Raw genomic sequence first — 21,449 nt, forward strand, 5'->3', positions numbered from 1 at the left:
AGGTACCCGCCCGGCCGCCCCGGATCGGGCTTGGCCTTCGTCCGTCTGGTCATCTGCGCCACCCGCAGGTCCTCCACCCGGACCACGTCGAACCGTCGGGCGAGGTCGGTGCTGGTTTTCTCCACCCAGTCCTTGCGACGGTCACCGGCACGGGCGTGCAGCTTGGCGATCGCGGCCTTCAATCGCCGGCGGCGGTTGGAGCCGCGCTGGCAGCGGGCGAGTCCGCGTTGCAGGTGCTTCAGCCGTGCCTGCTCTCGTTCCGACAGGCCTGGGCAGGTCAGCAGTTCGCCGGTGGACAGTGCGGCCGAGACGGTGATGCCGCGGTCCACGCCGACGACCTCACCGGTGCCTGGCGCGGGGATCGGTTGCGGGATGACAGCGAAGGCGAGGTGCCAGCGCCCCACCCGGTCGCGGGTGATGCGGTACGACTTCGCCGCAGGAACGGGGCGGGACAACCGAAACCGGACCGAGCCGACCTTAGGCACCAGGACTCGCGCCCACTTTCTGCTTACCGACTCACTGCGACCTGCTTGGGCGCCGACGATGCGAAACCCCTCGTGCAGCCCGGCTCTGCGCCAGGTCGGCCGCCGGTGGGTGCCTGCGTAGAAGTTCCTGACGGCCTGGTCGAAGTCCCGCAGCGCCTGCTGCTGCGCAGTTTGCGACCCGGCCCGCAGCCAGCCGAACACGGCTCGCGCTTCGGTCAGTTGCCGGCACTGCTCGGCAAAGCTCGGCGTGGCGCCCTTGTCGCGGGTCCACATCGACCATTGCTCGAGCGCCAGATTCCATATGTACCGGGCATGCCTGCACTGCTCCATCAACGCGGCCTCTTGCGCGGGAGTCGGGTACATCCGGAACCGGGACACGCCTCCCACCCAACCAGACGGGACCGACAGGCCCCGAACCTCGAAAGGAGGGAGTCGCGGTGTCTCACCGTCCTGACGGGCGTGGATTCCCCGCGACGAAGCCGATGACCGTCCTCCCCCAGGAAATTCGACCGCTTGCTCGGCGGGTGCCGCCGCGTGAGATCAGCCACGACGACCTGCAACTGCTCCGGCTCCTCGCCACCGGGTTGCCGGTGGACTCCGTGGCCCGCCGGCTCGACCTGTCCGAGCGGACCGTCCGCCGCCGTACCCGGATGGTGTGCGACCGGCTCGGCTTCGGCACCGCCATCGAAGCGATCGTCTGGGCCGCTCGCCGCGGTCTGGTCTGAGTCCTACCTCCGTACCTCCCCTGCAGGAAACCGCCCCTTCTCTAGCAGGAGTCCGCTCCATGGTCCCTCCGCACCAGGCTGGGCTGCATGCTCAGCGCCGTACTGCTCCTGACGCCTGTGCTACCTGCTGACGCGGCCCCGGCCCGTCCGCAGGTGCACAACCTGAAGATGAACAGCCTGACGAACCCGACTACGGCGACTGGCTGAACCTGGACGATCCGACCCCGGGCGACCTGATCGGGACGTCGTTCGTGGTCAAGGGCGCCCGGCAGTTGAGTCAGCTGGCCGCGGCGATCGGCCGGACCGCGGATGCGGCCAAGTACCAGAAGCTCTACGACGACGTGCGTACGGCGTTCATCGCGCGCTTCGTCAGCCCGGACGGGAAGATCGGGTCGGACAGCCAGACCGGGTACATCCTTGCTTTCACCAATGACCTGGTGCCGGCGGGTCTGATCGACGTTCACCTGTCGACCGGGTTCCTTGGAGTGGACGGATTGCTGCCGGTGCTGACCAAGATCGGGCGCGCCGATCTGGCGTACCGGTTGCTGCAGAACACGTCGTACCCGTCCTGGGGTTACGAGATCGGCTGGGGTGCGACCACGGTCTGGGAGCGGTGGAACTCGATCAACCCCGACGGCACCTTCAACGATGTCGGGATGAACTCGTTCAACCATTACGCGTACGGCGCGGTCGGCGAGTGGATGTACCGAACGCTGGCCGGTGTGTCCGCGGCCGAACCGGGATACAAGAAGGTGCTGATCGCGCCGCCAGCCGGGTGCGGGCATCACCGCGGCCTCGCTCCGGCTGGAGACGCCGTACGGCGAAGTCGCGAGCAGTTGGCGGTCGACGTCCGACGGGTTGACGTTGGACGTGACGATTCCGGCGAACACGACCGCAACGGTGCGGATCCCCGCTCGCGACCGGACCACGGTGGTCAAGGAAATTGCCTCTGGCACCTACCGCTTCACGGTGGGCTAGCCCGGGGTACGGCACGTTAGGCCGCTCGGGAGCGGGGTACCGGAGGGCCGAACATCGAGCCGAGGAGGAACGATGGACGGAATGACCGTCCTGTGGATCGTCGTCGTACTGGCAGTCCTGGTCATCCTGGTGGCACTGATCGCCGGGGCGACCCGCAAGTCGTCCCAGCGCCGGGCCGAACGGGACCGGCAGCAGGCGTACGAGCAGGAGCAGCAGGCCAGGAAGTCGGCAGTGCACGCCGAGAAGCAGCAGGCCGCGGCCGATGAGGTCGAGGCAAGGTCGCGCAAGGCGCAGGCCATTGCCGACGAGAAGGCGGCCGAGGCACGCCGGCTAGCGGCCGGTGCATCAGAGCGGCGCGAAGCCGCTGCGGACGCCCGGACCGAGGCCGACGAGCATCGCGCCCGGGCGCGCGAGTTGCACCCGGATCAGGCGACCCCGCACGCGGCCACCTGGGGCAAGGACCGCGACGGGACCGACGACAGGGACCGCGACGGGACCGCTGATCGGATCGATGACCGGGTCGACCGGAACCGTGATGGGACGACGGATCGGGACCGCGACGGCGCCGTGTGGGGCCGCGACGGGCAGCCGACGGATGAGCACTGGGCGGACGGGCAGCACCCGGACGACCCGCGTCGCCAGCCGATGCCTGACGCGACCAAGCCGGAGCAGCCGGACGAACACCCGAAGCACTCGAGTCACTGACTCACAGGCGCACTGATCCCGCCGGAGCGCGGGATCAGTGCGCTGCGTTCAGATCAGGTAGCGGAACTCCGGTGAGTTCGGGTTGATGCGCTCGATGTCGAGCGGTGCCGCCTCCATCCGCGACAGCAGCCCGTCGAGGTCGCCGGCCCGGCTGATCTCGATACCGACCAGCGCGACCCCGGTCTCGCGGTTGTTCCGCTTCACGTACTCGAACAGCGTGATGTCGTCGTCCGGCCCGAGGGTCTCGTCCAGGAACGTCCGCAACGCCCCGGGCTCCTGCGGGAACGTCACCAGGAAGTAGTGCTTCAGACCCTCGTACACCAGCGAGCGTTCGAGGATCTCGCCGTACCGGCTGACGTCGTTGTTCCCGCCGGACAGCAGGCAGACCACGGACTCACCCGGTCGCACGTCCAGACCGTTGCCCAAGGCACCTGTCGACAGCGCGCCCGCGGGCTCCGCGATCAAGCCGTCGGTCTGGTACAGCTCCAGCATCTCGCTGCACACCAGCCCTTCTGGCACCGACATCATCTGGACACCCGACTTCGCCACCAACGGCAACGTCACATCGCCCACGCGTCGTACCGCGGCACCGTCCACGAAGCTGTCGAGATGCGGCAACGTCACCGGCTCGCCGGCCGCCAGCGCCGCCGCCATACTCGCCGCGCCGGCCGGCTCCACCCCGATGATCCGTACGCCGGGGTGCCGCTCGGCCAGCCAGCTCGCGACGCCCGCGATCAGCCCGCCGCCACCGACTGGCACCACCAGTACGTCGGGCGCGTGACCGAGCTGCTCGACCAGCTCCACCGCCACGGTCCCTTGTCCTGCAACGGTTCGCGGGTCGTCGAACGCGGGCACCATCGTCGCGCCGGTGGCCTCGACCTCGGCGAGTGCCGCTGCGGCCGCGTCGTCGTACGTGTCACCCGTGACGATCACCTGGATCTGCTTGCCGCCGAGGGCCGCGATCCGGTCCCGCTTCTGGCGGGGCGTCGTCCGGGGAACATAAACCTTGCCCTGGACACCGAGAATGTGACACGAGTAGGCGAGGCCCTGGCCGTGGTTGCCGGCGCTGGCACAGACCACACCGGCCGACTTCTGCGCGTCGTCGAGCTGGGCGATCAGGTTGTAGGCCCCGCGGAGCTTGTAGGAACGGCCGATCTGCAGGTCTTCCCGCTTGAGCCAGACCTGGGCGCCGGTGCGCTCGGACAACCGGAGATTGCGCTGCAACGGTGTACGTACAGCGACACCGTCGAGCCGCGTGACCGCATCGTCGACGGCTGCCGCGTCAACGGCATTCTGGTCCGTGCCGGTCGTCGATCGAGCGACTGAACTACTGCCCTGCATGAGCTTCCTTCCCGTGCATTTGCACGATCTTCGCGTATTCGCTCGCTGCACAAGACAATCCGCGTCCACAGTACGGACGCGCGGCTACCTTTGCGCATCAGACCCTTGTGTTAGGCGTGAAACGGCCCTTCACTGGGCAGTCTAGTTTTCATACGCTCACTCGGTGTAACGGCCAGGGTCCTGGACGGGATGAGCCGAGTAAAGCCGGTCATAGTGGACTGGAGGGCACGAATGGAACTGATTCCGTTCAGTCTGTGGGGAGACGCCCTGTGGTGTGGTCAGGAAGTCGTGCGGGAGACCCCGCACGAGCAGGCGATCCGAAGCCTGTTCCCGGACCCCATCCCAGCGCGAGGAGCAGACCTGGACACCGACGCGGACCTGGTCCCGGAACCGCACAACCGCTTCGATCCCCGATCCATCGCCGTACGGGTGCAGGGGAAGGTTGTCGGCTACCTGCCGAGGGACGATGCGCACCGGTATCACCCGGTGTTGTCAGAACTGGTGGCGCAAGGCCTGCAACCGCAGGTGCCGTGCCACCTGTGGGTAAGTGAGTGGGAACCGGCCGACTGGGAAGGCAAGGGCGACCAGGGCACGGAGTTCCACGCGAGTGTGGCGGTGGCTCTCGGGCAGCCGCACATGCTGGTGCCGGTGAACCTGCCCCCACCGGGCAGCTATCACCTGTTGCCGCCCGGCAGCGGCATCGTCGTACCGGGCGGTGAGGTGCATCCCGACGTACTGGCTCCGTTCTTCCGGGCGGAGGGCGAGTGCTGGGTGTACGCCACCATGCACGCGGTCGAGGAGGAGGACGGCATCCAGGACCGGCACCGGATCGTGGTCGAAGTCAGAATCGACGACGAACCGGTCGGGCGGCTGAGTCCGCGCCTGAGCGCCGAGTTCCTGCCGGCCATCCACTACCTGTCCGACATGCGCGCCGAGACGGCCGCCCGTGTCGCCGTCCGCGGCGACCGCACCGCATCGGAGGTGATCCTCTACGCGGCTCGGAGTCACGACCTGCCGGCTACCTGGCCGGACGGCCTGACCCGTTCCCCAGTCGCGTCCCCGCAATGGCACTACTGGGCTACGAAGGAAGCCAACTAGGCGGCTGCGCAGTACTCACCATGCATATCACGGGCCCTTGGCGGGTACTGCGGAGCTACTTTGAATTCATCCGCTGACTACGCTCCGGCCATGGACGAGGACCTGATGCCGGAGCCCGACGCAGACCTGTCCGCGCGAACCCTGCGCTACCTGTCGTCGGACGACCTCGTCCTGCTGATTCACCGTACTGCGGTCTCCCTGCCTACCGACCCCACCACCGAGCAGCGCCGGGAGACCGCGGACCCCCTGGACCACGCCCTCCCACCAACCCTCAGCAAGCCCTGACCGGTCTCGTAACAACCCGCCTGCACCAGCTCACATCCGCCGCCCGCCGGTTCTGATCAGAACGAAGGCTGTCGGGGTGGCGCCGTTGAAGCGGAGTAGGCGTTCGCGGACGATCTTCAGGCCGCGCGTACGGGCCACGGCGTCCTTGAGCAATCGTTTGTCTTCGGTCAGGAGGACTGCGCGACCGTCGGTGGTGAGCACCCGGGCGATCTCGGCGACGGCGGCCGGGTAGAGGCGGACGTTGTCGTGATGAGAGCCGACGCGCTTGCCGAACGGGAGGTTGGCGACCACTCGATCGATGCTTCGGTCGGGCTGCTGGATCTGCTCCGCTCGGGCCGTCGACAACTCGGCGGACACGTTGCGTGCGGCGAAGTTCCGGTGCGCGATCTGGACCGATCGCTTGTCGGATCCGATCAGCTCTGCGGGTCGGGCCTGCCGGTTGGCGGAGAGGAGCAGGGTCCCGGAGCCACAGAACGGGTCGAGGACGCGATGTTCGCTCCGGATCTTGGCCAGCCGTACGACGACCTCCGCGACCACCGGGTTGGTTGACCACGGCAACCGTTCGAGGCGGCCGAACCGTCTGGTCCAGTAGAGCGGCCCGATCTCGGCTATCCAGCCTGTGCCAGTCTCGGTGAGGTTGACGGTCCAGTCGGCCGGCTCGTTCGTCCAGCCCAGGTCGCGGGCGATGGTCGGTGCGAACTCCCGTCCCGCGCCGATTCTGAAGGTCAGCGGGTGCGGGAGGGTGGAGAGGAAGCCCTCTTTGGTTGACGCGTGCAATGGGTCGAGGAAGCCGTTGTCCCGAGGGTTCCCGGCGAGGGGGATCGCGGCGGTCGAGTACAGCGGGCAGTTGTACAGGTCCTGCAGTTCGCCGTCGATCCGGCACGTAACGGACGCGGTCAGTGTCTTGAGGACGGTGACTTGGGGCAGTTGACCGAGTTCGCCGGCCAGCAGGTCGGCGCCGCCGTCGACGGTGCGCAGAGTCAGGTGATCTTTGATGGTGGTGGGCACAGCGGTGCTCCTGAGAGGTCGCGTCGATCAGAGGACGAATCGATGCGCGACGCACCTCACCACCGCGGTCGGCCCAGCCGCCGCGGTGACGATGCGCGTCTCTCAGAAACCAGTCACTGCCGGCAACTCTACGACCGGGTGGAAATGGATTTGCGGGGTTGATGTGCTTGGCGTTGGGTTGCGCCCATGGATGAACTGCGCACTGAGCGCTTGTTGCTTCGTCGTTGGCGGGAGTCTGATCTTGAGCCGTGGGCCGCGCTGAATGCGGACCCGGAGGTGCGTGAGTACCTGGGGGATGTGATGACGCGCGAGCAGAGTGATGCTTCGGTTGCGGCGTTTCAGGCTGAGTTCGATGAGCGTGGGTATGGGTGGTGGGCGGTCGAGGTGCAGGCGACCGGGGAGTTTGTCGGCTTCGCGGGGCTGGACGACGTCGAGCCGGGAATGCCGGTCACCGGTGTCGAGATCGGCTGGCGACTCAACCGGGCGTCGTGGGGTCACGGCTACGCCACTGAGGCTGCTCGCGCCACGTTGACCTTCGGCTTCGACACCCTCGGCCTCCAGGAGATCCTGGCGATCACCACCGCCACCAACCAACGCTCCCAGGCCGTCATGCGTCGCCTGGGGATGACCCACAATCCAGCCGACGACTTCGAAGACTCCTCCGCCGACCCCGACGGCCCCCTCCGCCACCACGTCATCTACCGAATCACCCCTTGACCACGGACATCGTCCCCGATCTCCCGGTGCGCGAGGTCGCCGAAATCGAGCGGTTCCTCATCAGTCTCGGTCGCTGGCTCGAAACGCAGCGACGAGGAAGACCGGGAAGCGCGTCATCGGGCTTCTTGGGGAGGCGGGGTCGATCCTGGGCTGGGGTTCGGCGGTTTGGGTCAGGGTAAAGCCGTGGTGGTGGAGGGTGTTGAGGTAGGTGGAGAGCGTGCGGTGGTTGGCGCCTACCTGTTGGCGGAGTGTGGAGAGGGCGCCGTCGGCTTGCCAGTATCGCTCGTCGTAGTACGAGCCGTCGGAGGGCCAGGCGCCGGATACGCCTTCGATTCCTGGGAAACAGGGGTGCAGGATGCAGAAGGCGAAGGTGCCGCCGGGGCGGAGCAGGCGACGGAGGTTGGCCAGGGTGCCGTCCAGGTTGTCGATGTCGGACAGGCCCATGCTGCAGACGGCGGCGTCGTACTCGTCCCCTGGCAGGAGTTCGGGGTCGGCCGCGTCCGATCGGAGGTAGCGGATGCCGAGTGGTTCCTGATGTTCGAGCTCTTCCGCCTTGGTGAGCATCGCGGCGGAGACGTCGACCCCGACCACGGACGCGCTTTTGCGGGCGAGGCCGCGGCTGATCCGTCCGTGGCCGCAGGCAACATCCAGTACTTGCTGTCCGGCGACGTCTCCGACGAGATCGAAGAGGGAGGCGGTGACCGGATCGGTGAGATCCTCCCCCCAGCCGGAGGCGTAGTAGTCCGCGACACCGTCGTACCTCGCGATAGTCGTCATACTTTCGAAGCTACCGGCGTACACCGGCGGGATCACTCTGCCCTCAGCTAACCCGACTGGGCGCGTAGATCAGGGCGACGGTGCCGGAGGGGAAGGAGCGTGCGCTGCGCAAGGTCAGCGTCCTGCGGTCGCCCACGGCGGAGAACATCGAGCCGCCCCGGCCGACGATCGTGGGGTTGACCTTGAGCCAGTACTCGTCGACCAGATCCGCGGCGACGAGCGAGCGAACGGTCTGTACGCCGCCGAACACCACCAGGCTTCCACCGGAGGTCTCCTTCAGCCGGCGTACCTGATCCACTCCGTCGCCGGCCGCCAAGGTCGAGTTCGCCCAGGAGCTGACGTCGAAGCCGCTGTCCGACGACAGCACGACCTTCGGCGTCGCGTTCATCCAGGCAGCCAACTCGCCGTCGGCGGCCGTCCAGTACGCGCCCGACGGCGTGAAGGACTTGCGGCCCCACAGCATGGTGTCCGCAACGGCCATCAGCTCGCCCGTCAACTCATCCGCCAACTGCGGATCGTCGACCATGAACCCGAGATCGTTCTCCGGTCCGGCCATGAACCCGTCGACAGTCACATCAGTGAACACGATCAGCGGTCGCATCTTGCCTCCTTGGTCGGCGATGCTCCCACCGTCGCTCGCAACGGTTTCAAATCCCTTTCAGGCCCGGTCGGTCCACCTTGCGGACGAAGGCTTCGGAGGGATCGAGGACGTGGCCGGCGGCGTCGATGACCTCCAGTTTGCGGACCGGACGCTGGTTCTTCACGTCGAGCAGGACCGAGTGCGGCTCGGCGTCGTCGAAGAGATGGCCTTCGCCCCACTGCCGCAGGCTGACCAGGAGCGCGAAGAGATCGCGTCCCCTCTGGGTCAGGGCGTACTCGTGGTACGCGCTGCCGTCGGCGGCCGGAAGCACCTCGAGGATGTCGTGCGCGACAAGTTCACGCAGCCGCGACGAGAGGATGTTCTTCGCCAGGCCGAGGTTGCGCTGGAACTCGCTGAACCGGCTGATGCCGTCGAAGGCGTCCCGAACGATGAGTAGCGACCAGCGGTCCCCGATGACATCGACCGCCCTCGCGACCGGGCACTCCGCTCGCTCGTGGGTCACGCGCTTCGGCATGACATCCCCCTTTCGGTGAGGCGGTCGCGCATTTGATCGGCGCCAAGTGGTTGCAAGTATAAACCAGCTCCTCTACGCTCCCGCTCAAGCGGTTTCAACTTGAAACCAGTTTGCAGACGAGGACTGAGGAGGCCAGATCATGACGGCACAGGCGGATCCGAGGGTGAGCCCGGTGCGGGTGGCAGTCGTGCAGTTCGAACCGCGGGTCGGAGTGGAGAACCTCAAGGCCAACGCCTTGGCGGTGGAGCAGCGGCTGACCGCCGCGGCCGACGCGGGAGCAGGGCTGATCGTGCTTCCCGAGCTCGCGACCACCGGTTACGTGTTCGAGAGCCGTGAGGAGGCCTTCGCTCACGCCGAGCCAGTACCGGACGGACCCACCGTGGAGTCGTTCGCCCGGATCGCGGCCGCGCGCAACGTGTACATCGTCGGCTGTGTCGCCGAGCGCGAAGGCGTGACGCTGTACGACACCGCGGTGCTGGTCGGTCCGGACGGCTTCATCGGTCGCTACCGCAAGACTCACCTGTGGAACACCGAGAAGTTGTGGTTCACCCCGGGTGACGAGGGGTTCTCGGTGTTCGACACCAAGATCGGCCGGATCGGGCTGCTGGTCTGCTGGGACATGTGGTTCCCGGAGACCGCGCGGATCGTCGCCCAGCTCGGCGCGGACATCATCTGCATCCCCACCGGTTGGGTCTGGACGCCCCCGCCGCTGTACGACGCGAGCGGCGTCTGCATGGCGGCGTACCTGACCATCACCGCCGCGCACGCCAACAACGTCTTCATCGCCACCGCGGACCGGATCGGCCAGGAGCGTGGCGCGGGATTCATGGGCAACTCGTTGATCGCGGGGACGAACGGGTGGCCGATCGATCGCATCGCCGGCCCGGACGAGGACACCATCATCTACGCGGACGTCGACCTGACGGCCGCGCGAACGGCGCCGATCTGGAACCAGCTCAACGACCTGCATCGGGACCGGCGGACCGACCTGTACGACCAGATGCTCGGGTACGCCGGCCGCGCTCCGCTGCCGAGGTGACGCCATGACGACAGTCCGCAGTACGACTGCTGTCCCAGGCTCGCGGAGGGCCGCGCGGGTGGGGGTCGGGCTGGTCGGCGTCGCGCTCCTGGCGCTGGCCGGCTGGACGATCTCGCGGGTTGCCCGCGACGCGACCTGGCAGCCGTGGGACGGCGACTACACCGACTTGAGCCGGTTCGCCTCGTGGGTCGTCGGCTCCATCAGTGAGCCACAGTTCTACGCGGTTGCTCCGGCCGGCGCGTTGCTGCTCGCCGGCGGACTGCTTGGCCATGTCGCGGATCGCATGTCGTGGCGATGGCAGGGTTTCGTTCAGGCCTGTGGCACGGGTCTGTGGCCGTGGGCCGCAGGCAGCGCACTGGTCAGTCTCCTGCTGGGCAACCTCGTCTGGGGCTGGACTCTGGCACCCGGAAGCTGGCAGCCCCTGTTCGTGCCGCTGGTCTCGGTGGCACCCGCGATCGTCGTTCTCTACGGACCCGGATGGAGAGTCGGCCTGACGGCAGCGCTTGTGGGAGCAGTGCTGACTCCGCCGGCCTCGATTCTCGCCGTCGAATATGTGTGCGCACCCCTCGACCTGCCGCCGGTCGTCGGTGCCACCACCGGCATGTGGCTAGATGCGATCGTGGCGTTCTGGCTCTGCAGGCGTCTCAGCTGGATTCCGGCGCCCGGTGCCTGGCGGACGGATCCTCCGGGTGAGGCGGGATCGTCACGCCGCTCGCTGCTCTGGGTGCCTCGCCGTGCGCTGGCCGACTTCTCCGAGGCGCAGTTCTTCGGCAACGAGTGGGCGAGCGCCGCGCTGATCCTCGGAGCGGTCGTCGCACACCTGATCAGCCCGTCCAGCCTCTCCTACGGATCCGGCCTGTTCACCGCTGTGCTCGCTGCCCAAGTCCTCACCGCACTGGCCGGCGTGGTCATCTGGCGCAAGAAATGGCAGACGCACGGCTTCTATCCGACCTTCGTGCCGGTCGTCTCCGTGGCGCCGGCCACGGTGCTCGCCTTCGACGGAACCGTCCAGTCCATCGTGGCGGGTGCACTGGCCGGTGCGCTGATCGCTCCACCGGTCGCCGCGGCCATCTCGGCCCGATTGCCGAGGACCTTCCATCCATTTGTCGGCAACGTCGCCTCGATGGGCATCTGTACGGCGTTGATCGTGTCCCTGCTCCGTCTCGTCCCGGGCTTCGCGTCATGACCGCCGCCGAGTTGGGCCGAGCCCTGCGCAGTCGCGACATCTCGGCGAGCGAGTTGGCCGAGACGGCGTTGCGCCGTACCCACGAACTGAATCCCACCGTGAACGCGTTTGCACTCGTCGACGACGACGGAGCCCGGGCGGCAGCTCGAGTGGTTGACGAACAACTCGCCGCGGGCATCGATCTGGGACCTCTGCACGGCATACCCGTAGCCGTGAAAGATCTCATCGACATGGCCGGTCTGCCCACCAGTTGTGGATCCGCCACGTCCTTCGGTGCCACCGCGAGCGCGGACGCCGAGGTCGTCCGGCGGTTGCGTGACGCCGGGGCCGTGATCATCGGCAAGACCACGCTGCACGAGTTCGCGTACGGCGCGACCGGCGATCGCTCCGTCCACGGCGCCTCGCGCAATCCGAGCGATCCCAGCCGGATGTCCGGCGGCAGTAGCGGAGGCAGCGCTGTCGCGGTGGCGGCCGGAATGGTGCCTCTCGCCCTGGGGACCGACACCGCGGGTTCGGTCCGGGTGCCCGCCGCGCTTTGCGGAGTGGTCGGGTTCAAGCCCGCGTACGACGTCGTGCCGAGCGCCGGCGTCTACCCGCTGGCTCCGACCCTGGACCACGTCGGTCTGTTCGCGGCTACCTCCGAGGACGCCCTGATCGGCTACCAGGCCGTCAGTGATCGGCCGGCGATGTCCCCGTCCGGCCGTGGTGACCGGCTTGCCGTCGGGTGGATTCCGCCAGGGGCGATCGCGGTGACGGATCCGCGGGTCGAGGACGAGACGCGACGGCTCGTGACCAGGGCCGGATTCGCCGTGGACGTCGTACGCGGGTTTCCCAAGTGGGAGCGGCGGCCGCTGTTCGAGGTCTTCTCTGCTCTTCAGGGCAAGGAAGCCTTCCGCGTGCATGAGCACCACCTCGCCGCGGATCATGACCTCATCGATCCAGAGGTGCGGGCACGTCTCCACAAGGGCGGTGACGTCAGTGACCGGCTCTATGCCCAGGCCGACGAGGCCCGGCACGAGCTCGCGGTCATGGTCGACGAGTTGCTGGCGACGTACGACGTACTGGCGTTGCCGACTGTGCCGATCGTGGCGCCGGCTGTGGGCGCTCGCCGTGTCTCCGTCGGAGGCGCCGAGCTCGAGGTCCGCGAGGCCCTGTTGTCGCTGACCTGTCTCTGGAACATGACCGGCTCGCCGGCCATCAGTGTGCCCGCGGGCCGCCTCGACGGGCTGCCGATCGCCGTACAACTCGTCTCGGCACCGGGCAACGAGCACCTTCTCTTCGCGGCCGCCCGACAGCTCGAGGTCACCCAGCAACCGGCCGAACAGGCCGGCTGACGAAAGGAGTCCCATGCCCTCGATCCAGGTCGATCTGCCGGTGACCGCCGACGAGGCCACCAAGCGGGCGTTCGCCCATCGCATCGGTCTCGTCTACGGGGAGATCATGCAGGTCCACAGGGATCTGCTCACGGTCTCGATCCACGACCTCGGCAGCGGCGGAGTGTGGCGGTGCCATGAGTCCGGTCCGCCGACAGCGTCGGCCCTGATCATGTGCGACATTCGGAAGGGCCGCCCGGCTGACGTCAGGGCCCGGCTGGCGCAGTCCCTGATTGACGCCTGTGTGGAGACCTTCGAGCTCGACGCGCTGTGGCTGAAGGTCGAGTTCACCCAGCATGACGGCGACGACATGTATCACCCGCATCTCGGCGGCTTCAACGCCGACTGGCATGGCGACGAGAGGCGAGCCTGACGGATCATCGCGTCGCGGTGGTTGCCGGTGGCAATCACCGCGACGTGTGGGTGAAGCGCGAGGCGTCAGGCCAGACCATGCGGAGGCAGGCCGGTGTGCCGTTGAGGCGGGTGGGGTCTCCGCCGGGTGGCGGCACGGTCGAGGTTTCCACACAGTCGCCACCGGTCGCGCGGTAGAAGTGCTGCGCGGCGGTGTTCTGCTCCAGGACCCACAGATACATCGCAGGGCCGTCCGCCTGATCGACGACGGTCTGTGCGGCGCGCGCCAGGAGCTGCGTGCCTATGCCGGTACGGCGTTGACTGTGGTGAACATGCAGATTGTCGACAAGGCTGCCCCACCGCGGGTCGTAATCGAACATGACGTGGACGAATCCGGCCAGCCGGCCGTCGTACTCGGCGAGGATCGTGGCGGTGCCGGTTGGTGCGGCGAGCCGTTTCGACCAGACCTCGCGGCGGTCGGCCTCGATGTCCCCGTCCAGGAACGAGTCCGCGTACGCGCCCCGGTAATGCCGCCGCCAACTGCCGGCGTGCAGGGCTGCAACGTGCTCAGAGTCGTTTGCGGTGGCTGAGCGGAACTCCACTGGCATGCGAACCTCCTTCGTGGCTTGCCCGGCACCCTGTGTGCCGAGCCTGGTCCTCACCCGGGGCACCCCACCCACGAGGAGGGTTGCCGGCCAGCAAGCCGGGGCTACACGCTGACACTCATGACCTACGGCCGAAACGGTAGCAGTCAGCCGACCGGCCTCCGCGGGAATTCCAGCAGCCGGTCGTAGTCCACCCCTCTGCCCCACTGCCACTGCGGTTGGTGCCGGTATGCCCTGATAATTGGGGTATGCCGCAGATCAGCGTTGAGTACTCAGAATCCCTGGCAGAGGCGTTCGACCGGCGCGGCTTCGCGTTGGCACTGCACCCGGCCGCGGCCGAGCTGATCGGCAGCGCCCTGCCGGGGTTCAAGACTCGCTTTCGTACGACCGGCGAGGAGGTCATCGGTACGGGCGAAGCCGGCCAGGCGATGGTTCACGTCGAGCTGGCGATCCTTCCCGGCCGGGACTCCGCTCTCAAGGACCGCCTCGGTGAGCTGACACTCGCAACGCTGTGCGACCACATCAAGCCCGGAACCGGCTTGAACATCCAGGTCACGGTGGAGGTCCGCGACCTCGCGAGCTACCACAAACGCGTCCCGAGCGAGCAGTCCTAGCCGACGCCGTCAACGCGCTCTGTGGTTGGCTGGCGAGGTGCCCGACGATGTTCATTTCACCGCGAAGCACCCCACCAAACGAGTGGCTGCCGACTGCTTGTTCACAGACGAAGCGGGTCGATTGCTGGTGCTCGAGCCGCCGTACAAGGCGACCTGGGACCTTCCCGGCGGCGTGGTCGAACGCGACGAGTCGCCACGGCTCGCCGCCCAGCGCGAGGTCCGCGAGGAGATCGGCCTCATCATCGAGCCCGGCGACCTACTGGCGGTGGACTGGATCGCGCGATCGGGCGCTTTCACCGAGATCGTGGCGTTTCTCTTCGACGGCGGTGTTCTCGCACCGGCCGATATCGGTCGGATCGTGATTGATCCGACCGAAGTGAGCTGCTTCAGGTTCGTCGCGCTCGACGAGGCTGAGCGGCTGCTCGATGCCGGGCAGTTTGTGCGGGTCGTGGCTGGGCTCGAGGCTCGGAGGTCGGCGACAACGGCGTACTTGGAGAGCGGCTCTTCACCTCGCCGTACCTGAAGTTGCCGCCGGCCACAATTGCAGGGACCTAGTTGGTGTGGGCGATCTGGATCAGGTTGCCGCAGGTGTCGTCCAGGACTGCTGTAGTGACCGGGCCCATCTCCAGCGGCTCCTGGGTGAAGGTGACCCCTAGGTCGCGCAGCCGCTTGAACTCCGCGGCGACGTCGTCCACGGCGAACGCGGCGGCGGGGATGCCGTCGTTGACGAGCGCGTCCTTGTACGGCTTCGCGGCCGGGTGGCCGTCGGGCTCCAGCAGCAGTTCGGTCCCGTCGGGGTCTTCCGGTGAGACGACGGTGAGCCAACGGTCCTCGCCCACCGGGACATCGTGCTTCTTCACGAAGCCGAGCACGTCGGTGTAGAAGCGCAGGGCCTTCTCCTGGTCGTCGACGAAGACGCTGGTCAGGTGGATCCTCATTGGGGTGCCTCCGGTGTATCGGGTTTGAGCCATCGGGTGACGATGCGCTCGAGGGGCTCGGTGTTCAGATCGTGGAACTTGTAGCGACCCTGGCGCCGCGAACGGACCAGACCGGCGGACTCCAGGACCGCCAAGTGCTGACTGACTCCCTGGCGGGACAGTCCGAGGCCGTGCTTGGTCACCAGCCGCGTGCAAATCTCGAACAGAGTCTGGCCGTCCCGCTCCACCAGCTCATCGAGGATGCGCCGACGGGTGGGGTCAGCCAGGGCCTTGAAGAGATCCTCCTCCATAACCCCCACAATAGGCAAGTCCCCACTTGCCTATCAAGTCAACTCCAGGGTCGCGTGCCACGTTTTCCATCCCCCGTCCCCGCGTCCCGTCCCCGTCGGCGGGTCGCTGGTGGTCGGCGCACCAACGGCTGGCTGAGCTGCGGGCGGCGGCTCGACGAACCGGCACCGTGCTCTACTTCGGGGATGGATGACGGCCGACCGGCTCCAGCGGACGCCTCGAGGTGGCGGCGTACAGCCGTGCAGCCCGTGCTCGAGGCGTACGCCGCCTTCGCAGCGGTCGACGCCGTGATGCTGGGCGGCTCGACGGCGCGCGGTGACTCCGACCGCTGGTCGGACACTGAGGTCGGCGTGTTCTGGTCCCGACCGCCGACGGTCGAGGAACGCGCAGCGATCGTGCCGGCAGCACACGCGGCCGATATTCGTCTGGTGTCCGGTGCGGACGCGAACCCACCCTGGTACGACCACGTCTATCTCGGTGCGGAACGCCCGTACGGGCTGATGGTCGAAGTCGTCCACACGCCGACGAGCGTGGTCGAAGCGACCCTCGACACCGTGCTGGGATCCTGCCAACCCGACGGGCCCGGGCTCGACGCCATCAAGGGAATCGTCGAAGGCCGCGACGTCACCGGCGCGCGAGCGGACCTCGTCGCCGGCTGGCAGGCCCGCGCGGCAACCTATCCACGCGGTCTCGCGATCGCTGTCGTCCAGCGTGACGGCGCGATCGAACAGTTCTGGCGATGGCGCATGCACGTCGATCGCGACAATCCGCTCCTGCTCGCCCGCGAGTTCATGCGGGTCTCGAGCCAAATGCTCAACGTCCTGCACGCGCTGAACGGCCGCTACTGCGGACACCCCTCAGCATTCAAACGCCTCGACGCGCTAGAACACGACCTCACAATCGCGCCGCCCGCTCTCGCAACCCGACTGCGCTCGGTGTTCTCTCAACCCGCGCCCGAAGGCGCCGCGATCCTGCGCACCCTGGTCGAAGAAACCTACAACCTGGTCGAAGCCCACCTCCCCGAAGTAGACGTAGACCGCCTGCGCACCCTCTTCCGCTCCGACCGCCACCCACTAGACACACCGCCACCAGCAGCCCACTCGGCCCAGACGATCCCAACTCCGGCCCCTGACCCCGACTGACACGAGGGCGGGTGGATGCATGGCGTGGGTTGAGCCCGGTGCGGGCAGCTGGCAGGCTCGCTTCTCGTGATCGATGGCTTTGCGAAGACGTATCTGCATGACGACCTTCGCTGGATTCGGGGGGTGATGGTTTCGAAGCTCGATGGGCTGTCGGAGTACGACGTCCGGCGCCCGCTGACCTTGACGGGGACCAACCTGCTCGGGCTGATCAAGCACCTGTCGATCTCGGAGGCGCGATACCTCGGCGAGGTCTTCGGCCGGCCGTTCCCCGAACCGCTGCCGCGGTGGGATGACGAGTCTCAGCGCGGGACCGACATGTGGGCGACGGAGCACGAGACACGTGCCGAGATCGTCGACCGCTACCGGCGGGTGTGGGATCACGCCGATGCGACGATCGATGCCCTCGACATCGACGCCCCCGGCCACGTGCCCTGGTGGCCACGCCCTGACGTGAAGCTGTTCAACGTGCTGGTGCACAGAGTCACTGAGACCAGCCGGCACGCCGGCCATGCCGACATCCTGCGCGAGCAACTCGACGGCACCGTCGGACTCGACGGACGCAGCGCCGCCCAGCAGGAGAAGGACGCCGCGTTGTGGGAGAACCGGCGTACGACGATCGAGCGCGCCGCCAGGGCCGCACAAGATCACGCACGAACAACTGGATGACTCTGTTTCAGAGGCCTGTTCTAAGGTTGTCCGAGTGCCGAGTCTGGTGATCATCCGGGGGAATTCCGCGTCGGGAAAGACCACACTCGCGCTGGGGCTCCAACGCGCGCTCGGCCGCGGTACCGCCAACCTCGGCCAGGACCACCTGCGCCGGGTGATCTTGCGCGAGCACGACGTACCAGGCGGCGACAACATCGACTTCATCGCCCAGAACGTGCGGTACTGCGTGGGCATCGGCTACAACGTGATCCTTGAAGGAATCCTGTACTCCCCTCACTACGGCGCGATGCTGCACCGCTTGGTCAAGGATCATCCGGGCCCAAGCCATGTCTTCTATCTCGATGTGCCCCTCGACGAGACGCTTCGCCGCCACGAACGCCGCCCCATGACCGTCGGGCCCGACAAGATCCGTGAGTGGTACCACCCGCTCGATCTGCTCGGCATACCGGGCGAAATCACCCTCGACGGTCGGCCCGGCACGAGCGAGACTCTGGCCGCCGTGCTCGAGCTGATCGGCCCGATCTCACCAAGGCCTGACCTGGACGCTGCGCGCTTTCTGTAGCAGCCGCCGAGTGGCCGGCAGAAAATGGTTGGGTGGGGCCGCGGTCGGGTTGGTAACGTGCTGGAGGCCGTGACTCTGCACGAGGAGGTGAGACCCATGAACGCCGTACGCACGTGGGTGCTCCCCTGCTTCGTCGCGGTCGGGCGATGACGTAAGCGTCGCCGGGAGCGCCTCAATCACAAGGCACTCCCGAAAGGCAACAGCTATGCATTCTGTACGTTTCACCGCGGAGACATCGTCGAACGGTGTCGTCGAACGCGACTTCCTCGTGGGCGAGATCCCCGGCGTGCTCTGGTCACCCGTATCCGGCTCCGATCACGCGCCCCTGGTGCTGATGGGTCACGGTGGCGGCCTGCACAAGAAGACGCCGGCACTCATGGCCCGCGCCCACGACCTCGTGACCACCTGGGGCTTCACCGTCGCCGCCGTCGATGCGCCCGGACACGGCGACCGCCCGTGCACGGCGGAGGACGAGCAGGCCCGCGCCGGCCTCCGGCAGGCTCTGACGGCAGGCGAGAACGAGGCGTTCGAGTCGATCAGTGTCCGCTACGCGATCTCACTGGCGGAGCGCGCCGTACCGGAATGGCAGGCGACTCTGGACGCCCTGCAGCAACTCCCCGAGATCGGCACCGAGGCGCCGATCGGGTACGGCGGTGGCATCACGTTGGGGACCGCGATCGGAATCCCCCTGACCGCGATCGAACCCAGGATCACCGCCGCGATCTTCGGCGGCGGATTCTTCCCGCATGTCGCCCTGATCGAGGCGGCGACCCGGATCACCGTCCCGATCCAGTTCCTGCTCCCGTGGGACGACGAGCACGTCGACCGCCAATCCTCGCTGGCACTCTTCGACGCCTTCGCCTCAACGGAGAAGACCTTGCACGCCAACCCAGGCGACCACCGCACCATCCGCTGGCACGGCCTCGACAACGAGTTCCTCCCCCGCCACCTCGGCCGGCGCGTCACAACACCGTCCTGACCCAACCGGTATCGGCGTCCGCCTCCGCACCGGACGCCGATACCCCCGGGCACTCGGTCGCGATGTATCAGGTCCCGGCCCGGGGCCTCCGAGGTGTTGAGCGTTCCTGTGCGCGAACACAATGGGGGGTCCGCCATGCCCGAGGATCTTGAGGTTGTTGTCGAGCCCTACGAGGACGAACCGACCGAGCGGCTGCGGCACTGGCGGGACGTTCTCGTGCGCCACGACCGGATCCGGGAGCACCTAGGTGACGTCGACCCGGCCGCTCTGAGGGTTCTCGGCCCGGTCCCGCTGGGGCGTAAGCATGACGAGAGCTCGCCATTCGTCGCCACGCTCTTCGACCCGGGGCAGAACCGATCGGTCGAGGTAACGGGACGGCTCGACGGCGACGACGTCGAGGTGACGTCGAGTGCCTTCCGGCCGAACCCGACCGGGGACGAGCTGCGTGCTGCGCTCGAGGTGCTCCGCGATGACAGGGGATTCGCGGATCTACGGGACCGGGACGACGTTGTGGTCTACCAGCCGATGCCACCGCTGGCGGACGTCGAGCGGGATGACGGGACGACCGTATGGCGGATCGCGTTGGGGGTGTACGACCCACGGGCCGGACGGCCGCACCGCTTCGTCGCGGTCGACCTCGGCGACCGGCTCGTGGAGTGGGATCCGGAGCCCTTCCACGAACTCGACGGGGACTGCGAGGACAGACTGCCGGTCGGCGTCGAAAGCCTGCCCGACGCCGGAGGTAGGGACTCGGTCCGCGTCCGCGTACTGCGCGGTGGCGTCGAGCTGTGGAACCTGGTTGTCGTCCGGCCGCGCGCGTCACTACCCACCCATCTGGGCAAGGGGTCCGGCGTGGAGCTGAGGGACGTCACCTACCGCGGCCGGCTCGTGCTCTGGCAGGCGCACGTACCGATTCTCAACGTGCTCTACGACGACGGCACCTCGTACCGTGACTGGCAGAATCAAGAGACCCCGTTCCTCGCCAACGGCGTCGACCCGGTCGGACCCGGCTGGCGGGTGTGCACGTCGCCACCGGCAACGATCCTGGAGGCCGGAACCGACGCCGGGAACTTCCAGGGCGTCGCGCTGTGGTACGAGGACGGCGAACTGCGGATCGTCAGCGAACTCCAAGCCGCCTGGTACCGCTACATCTCGGACTGGCGACTGCGCGACGACGGCACCGTCAAGCCGCGATTCGGGTTCGCCGGCACCCGCAACTACCGGACCTGCCTGCGACACCAGCACCACGTGTACTGGCGCCTGGACTTCGACATCGAGGGCGCCGGCAACGACGTGGTCGAGGAACGCGGCCTGATCTTCCCCGGTGTGCCGCCGTGGAAGCGTCTCGTCCGGGAAACGAAGCGGAAGCGATCGCTCTTCGCTGCTCGCTGGCGCGTCCGCGACGCCCAGAGTCGCCGCGGCTACAGCATCACCCCCGGATCGGCAGACAGCACCAGCGATGCCTACGGTGTCGCCGACCTGTGGTTCCTACGCTGGCGGTACGACGAACTCGACGACGGCGTCGGCATCGTCGTCGGTTCTCCAGCCGAGACCCAATGCCGCCTCGACCAGTACCTGACCGCCGAGTCCATCGACTCCAAGGACGTGGTCGTCTGGTACGCCGGGCACTTCTCGCACGACGAGGAGCACCCCTCTCCTCATCACGGCCACATCATCGGCCCCGAGCTGCGCCCGATCAACTGGTAGCAGGACCCGGGTCGCCACGTTCCTGAGCAGGGAGCGCTACCTCGGTGTGAGCCTGACGCCTGTCGCTGCGCTGATGACGGCCCGGTCTCCGAGCGGCTCGGTCAGAGTGACAACCGCTGGTTTCGCAAGCCCAATGTCTGGACAGCCACCGCCGGTCGTCGCCTGACCGTGGCTCCCTCCGACGATCACCAGGTCATCGAATTCCAGGACGTGAGCTCGAAGGTCGGTATCGCAGGCTCCGTGACCGAGGACGAAGGTGAGCGCGCTGCCCTCGATCCGGGTGAGGCTCTGGACCTCGAGGAGGCCAGGTGGCGGCTTGGGGAGACCGGGCGGTGGGACGGGCTCGACCAGGGGTTTGAGTACGTCCGCAGGTACTGCGACGGCGACGATCGACCTGGACAGACCCTTCGCGGTGAAGGACCAGGCGGGTACGGTCGCCGTACCGCTGCTCGTGATGACCTCAGCTGTTCGTAGGGAAGCGCTGGTGATCGTGAGGCTGCATGACGCTGCCGGTATGGCCCTGCAGTTGTCGTGAGTGGTTCCGATCGCCTCGGTGAGAGCAGGGCGGGCGTCGAGCACGCTGATCGAACGGCTCGATCCGTCCGCGAAATCGATGCGGGAGGTGCCGCCTGATCCGAGTCGAACGCCGGGCGCGAAGGTTACGTGCCCGGCTATCCAAGCCATCTTCTGCTCGCTCGTGTCGAACGCGAGGCCGGGCGTCCGGGATGAGTAGAGGAAGATCCCTTCAGGAGGCTTCGGGATCCC

At 67.5% G+C, this 21,449-nt stretch carries 27 protein-coding genes, 1 pseudogene and 1 riboswitch; of the genes and pseudogenes, 19 read left to right on the forward strand and 9 right to left on the reverse strand.

Going from position 1 to position 21,449, the window contains the following annotated elements:
• Positions 1–863 (reverse strand): RNA-guided endonuclease InsQ/TnpB family protein (locus ACGFIF_RS41695; RefSeq protein WP_393162981.1); only part of this gene is annotated, 863 nt, incomplete at its 3' end.
• A 59-nt stretch (positions 864–922) separates the two neighbouring features.
• Here ACGFIF_RS41695 and ACGFIF_RS41700 point away from each other — a divergent pair.
• The 4 genes and pseudogenes from ACGFIF_RS41700 to ACGFIF_RS41715 all read left to right on the forward strand — a co-directional run bounded on the left by ACGFIF_RS41700 (position 923) and on the right by ACGFIF_RS41715 (position 2,893).
• The gene (locus tag ACGFIF_RS41700) at positions 923–1,210 is read left to right on the forward strand and encodes a LuxR C-terminal-related transcriptional regulator (protein WP_393162983.1); all 288 of its coding nucleotides are present in this window, start codon (positions 923–925) and stop codon (positions 1,208–1,210) included.
• A gap of 209 nt (positions 1,211–1,419) precedes the next feature.
• A pseudogene (locus ACGFIF_RS41705) lies at positions 1,420–1,863 on the forward strand (alpha-L-rhamnosidase); the annotation flags it as partial.
• A 151-nt stretch (positions 1,864–2,014) separates the two neighbouring features.
• On the forward strand, positions 2,015–2,188 hold the full coding sequence (locus ACGFIF_RS41710; protein ID WP_393163211.1) for an alpha-L-rhamnosidase C-terminal domain-containing protein: 174 nt from the start codon (positions 2,015–2,017) through the stop codon (positions 2,186–2,188).
• 72 nt (positions 2,189–2,260) lie between these two features.
• On the forward strand, positions 2,261–2,893 hold the full coding sequence (locus ACGFIF_RS41715) for a hypothetical protein (protein ID WP_393162984.1): 633 nt from the start codon (positions 2,261–2,263) through the stop codon (positions 2,891–2,893).
• Positions 2,894–2,941: 48 nt separating this feature from the next.
• On the opposite strand, the gene ilvA is transcribed toward ACGFIF_RS41715, so the two are convergent.
• On the reverse strand, positions 2,942–4,234 hold the full coding sequence (ilvA, locus tag ACGFIF_RS41720) for a threonine ammonia-lyase IlvA (protein WP_393162985.1): 1,293 nt from the start codon (positions 4,232–4,234) through the stop codon (positions 2,942–2,944).
• Positions 4,235–4,465: 231 nt separating this feature from the next.
• Between ilvA and ACGFIF_RS41725 the strand changes: the two genes are divergently transcribed.
• On the forward strand, positions 4,466–5,332 hold the full coding sequence (locus ACGFIF_RS41725; protein WP_393162986.1) for an HIRAN domain-containing protein: 867 nt from the start codon (positions 4,466–4,468) through the stop codon (positions 5,330–5,332).
• A 90-nt stretch (positions 5,333–5,422) separates the two neighbouring features.
• A complete protein-coding gene (locus tag ACGFIF_RS41730) occupies positions 5,423–5,617 on the forward strand; it encodes a hypothetical protein (RefSeq protein WP_393162987.1) in 195 nt (64 codons plus the stop codon).
• Positions 5,618–5,647: 30 nt separating this feature from the next.
• Here the strand turns inward: ACGFIF_RS41730 and ACGFIF_RS41735 are convergent, their stop codons facing one another.
• Positions 5,648–6,625 carry a TRM11 family SAM-dependent methyltransferase gene (locus ACGFIF_RS41735; RefSeq protein ID WP_393162988.1) on the reverse strand — a complete coding sequence of 326 codons (978 nt, stop codon included), beginning with the start codon at positions 6,623–6,625 and terminating at the stop codon, positions 5,648–5,650.
• Positions 6,626–6,811: 186 nt separating this feature from the next.
• Here ACGFIF_RS41735 and ACGFIF_RS41740 point away from each other — a divergent pair, with 186 nt between their 5' ends.
• A complete protein-coding gene (locus ACGFIF_RS41740; RefSeq protein ID WP_393162990.1) occupies positions 6,812–7,342 on the forward strand; it encodes a GNAT family N-acetyltransferase in 531 nt (176 codons plus the stop codon).
• A 60-nt stretch (positions 7,343–7,402) separates the two neighbouring features.
• Here the strand turns inward: ACGFIF_RS41740 and ACGFIF_RS41745 are convergent, their stop codons facing one another.
• Genes ACGFIF_RS41745 through ACGFIF_RS41755 form a run of 3 tightly spaced genes read right to left on the reverse strand, consistent with a single transcriptional unit; the run spans position 7,403 to position 9,234 of the window.
• Positions 7,403–8,119, reverse strand: coding sequence for a class I SAM-dependent methyltransferase (locus ACGFIF_RS41745; RefSeq protein ID WP_393162992.1), 717 nt, complete (start codon positions 8,117–8,119; stop codon positions 7,403–7,405).
• A 43-nt stretch (positions 8,120–8,162) separates the two neighbouring features.
• Positions 8,163–8,720, reverse strand: a complete 558-nt coding sequence (locus ACGFIF_RS41750; RefSeq protein ID WP_393162994.1) for a dihydrofolate reductase family protein — start codon at positions 8,718–8,720, stop codon at positions 8,163–8,165.
• A gap of 46 nt (positions 8,721–8,766) precedes the next feature.
• Positions 8,767–9,234, reverse strand: a complete 468-nt coding sequence (locus ACGFIF_RS41755; RefSeq protein WP_393162996.1) for a winged helix-turn-helix transcriptional regulator — start codon at positions 9,232–9,234, stop codon at positions 8,767–8,769.
• A gap of 139 nt (positions 9,235–9,373) precedes the next feature.
• Here ACGFIF_RS41755 and ACGFIF_RS41760 point away from each other — a divergent pair, with 139 nt between their 5' ends.
• Genes ACGFIF_RS41760 through ACGFIF_RS41775 form a run of 4 tightly spaced genes read left to right on the forward strand, consistent with a single transcriptional unit; the run spans position 9,374 to position 13,205 of the window.
• On the forward strand, positions 9,374–10,273 hold the full coding sequence (locus ACGFIF_RS41760; RefSeq protein ID WP_393162998.1) for a nitrilase family protein: 900 nt from the start codon (positions 9,374–9,376) through the stop codon (positions 10,271–10,273).
• Positions 10,274–10,277: 4 nt separating this feature from the next.
• Positions 10,278–11,459, forward strand: a complete 1,182-nt coding sequence (locus ACGFIF_RS41765; RefSeq protein WP_393163000.1) for a hypothetical protein — start codon at positions 10,278–10,280, stop codon at positions 11,457–11,459.
• Entirely contained in the window at positions 11,456–12,793 is a 1,338-nt protein-coding gene (locus ACGFIF_RS41770) for an amidase (protein ID WP_393163002.1), read from the forward strand. Before ACGFIF_RS41765 ends, ACGFIF_RS41770 begins: the two co-directional genes overlap by 4 nt.
• Before the next feature lie 13 nt (positions 12,794–12,806).
• Positions 12,807–13,205, forward strand: coding sequence for a hypothetical protein (locus ACGFIF_RS41775; protein ID WP_393163004.1), 399 nt, complete (start codon positions 12,807–12,809; stop codon positions 13,203–13,205).
• Between the two features lie 34 nt (positions 13,206–13,239).
• Here ACGFIF_RS41775 and ACGFIF_RS41780 read toward each other — a convergent pair whose 3' ends face one another.
• Positions 13,240–13,791, reverse strand: coding sequence for a GNAT family N-acetyltransferase (locus tag ACGFIF_RS41780; RefSeq protein WP_393163006.1), 552 nt, complete (start codon positions 13,789–13,791; stop codon positions 13,240–13,242).
• A 9-nt stretch (positions 13,792–13,800) separates the two neighbouring features.
• Positions 13,801–13,914: riboswitch (SAM riboswitch) on the reverse strand.
• A 122-nt stretch (positions 13,915–14,036) separates the two neighbouring features.
• Between ACGFIF_RS41780 and ACGFIF_RS41785 the strand changes: the two genes are divergently transcribed.
• Together ACGFIF_RS41785 and ACGFIF_RS41790 are read left to right on the forward strand one after the other, a co-directional pair.
• Entirely contained in the window at positions 14,037–14,402 is a 366-nt protein-coding gene (locus tag ACGFIF_RS41785; protein ID WP_393163008.1) for a 5-carboxymethyl-2-hydroxymuconate Delta-isomerase, read from the forward strand.
• Between the two features lie 37 nt (positions 14,403–14,439).
• The gene (locus tag ACGFIF_RS41790) at positions 14,440–14,925 is read left to right on the forward strand and encodes an NUDIX domain-containing protein (RefSeq protein ID WP_393163010.1); all 486 of its coding nucleotides are present in this window, start codon (positions 14,440–14,442) and stop codon (positions 14,923–14,925) included.
• Between the two features lie 28 nt (positions 14,926–14,953).
• Here ACGFIF_RS41790 and ACGFIF_RS41795 read toward each other — a convergent pair whose 3' ends face one another.
• On the reverse strand, positions 14,954–15,340 hold the full coding sequence (locus ACGFIF_RS41795; protein WP_393163012.1) for a VOC family protein: 387 nt from the start codon (positions 15,338–15,340) through the stop codon (positions 14,954–14,956).
• Entirely contained in the window at positions 15,337–15,630 is a 294-nt protein-coding gene (locus tag ACGFIF_RS41800; protein WP_393163014.1) for an ArsR/SmtB family transcription factor, read from the reverse strand. Before ACGFIF_RS41800 ends, ACGFIF_RS41795 begins: the two co-directional genes overlap by 4 nt.
• A 237-nt stretch (positions 15,631–15,867) precedes the next feature.
• Between ACGFIF_RS41800 and ACGFIF_RS41805 the strand changes: the two genes are divergently transcribed.
• The 6 genes from ACGFIF_RS41805 to ACGFIF_RS41830 all read left to right on the forward strand — a co-directional run bounded on the left by ACGFIF_RS41805 (position 15,868) and on the right by ACGFIF_RS41830 (position 21,219).
• Complete coding sequence (locus ACGFIF_RS41805) at positions 15,868–16,770, forward strand: hypothetical protein (protein ID WP_393163016.1); 903 nt, start codon at positions 15,868–15,870, stop codon at positions 16,768–16,770.
• A 66-nt stretch (positions 16,771–16,836) separates the two neighbouring features.
• The gene (locus ACGFIF_RS41810; protein WP_393163018.1) at positions 16,837–17,436 is read left to right on the forward strand and encodes a DinB family protein; all 600 of its coding nucleotides are present in this window, start codon (positions 16,837–16,839) and stop codon (positions 17,434–17,436) included.
• Positions 17,437–17,470: 34 nt separating this feature from the next.
• A complete protein-coding gene (locus tag ACGFIF_RS41815; protein ID WP_393163020.1) occupies positions 17,471–17,998 on the forward strand; it encodes an AAA family ATPase in 528 nt (175 codons plus the stop codon).
• Between the two features lie 205 nt (positions 17,999–18,203).
• Entirely contained in the window at positions 18,204–18,977 is a 774-nt protein-coding gene (locus ACGFIF_RS41820; protein WP_393163022.1) for a dienelactone hydrolase family protein, read from the forward strand.
• A 135-nt stretch (positions 18,978–19,112) separates the two neighbouring features.
• On the forward strand, positions 19,113–20,684 hold the full coding sequence (locus tag ACGFIF_RS41825; RefSeq protein ID WP_393163024.1) for a hypothetical protein: 1,572 nt from the start codon (positions 19,113–19,115) through the stop codon (positions 20,682–20,684).
• 355 nt (positions 20,685–21,039) lie between these two features.
• Complete coding sequence (locus tag ACGFIF_RS41830) at positions 21,040–21,219, forward strand: hypothetical protein (protein WP_393163026.1); 180 nt, start codon at positions 21,040–21,042, stop codon at positions 21,217–21,219.
• Positions 21,220–21,449 lie beyond the last annotated feature (230 nt).

Source organism: Kribbella sp. NPDC049174 (assembly GCF_043197365.1).
Taxonomy (GTDB): Bacteria; Actinomycetota; Actinomycetes; order Propionibacteriales; family Kribbellaceae; genus Kribbella.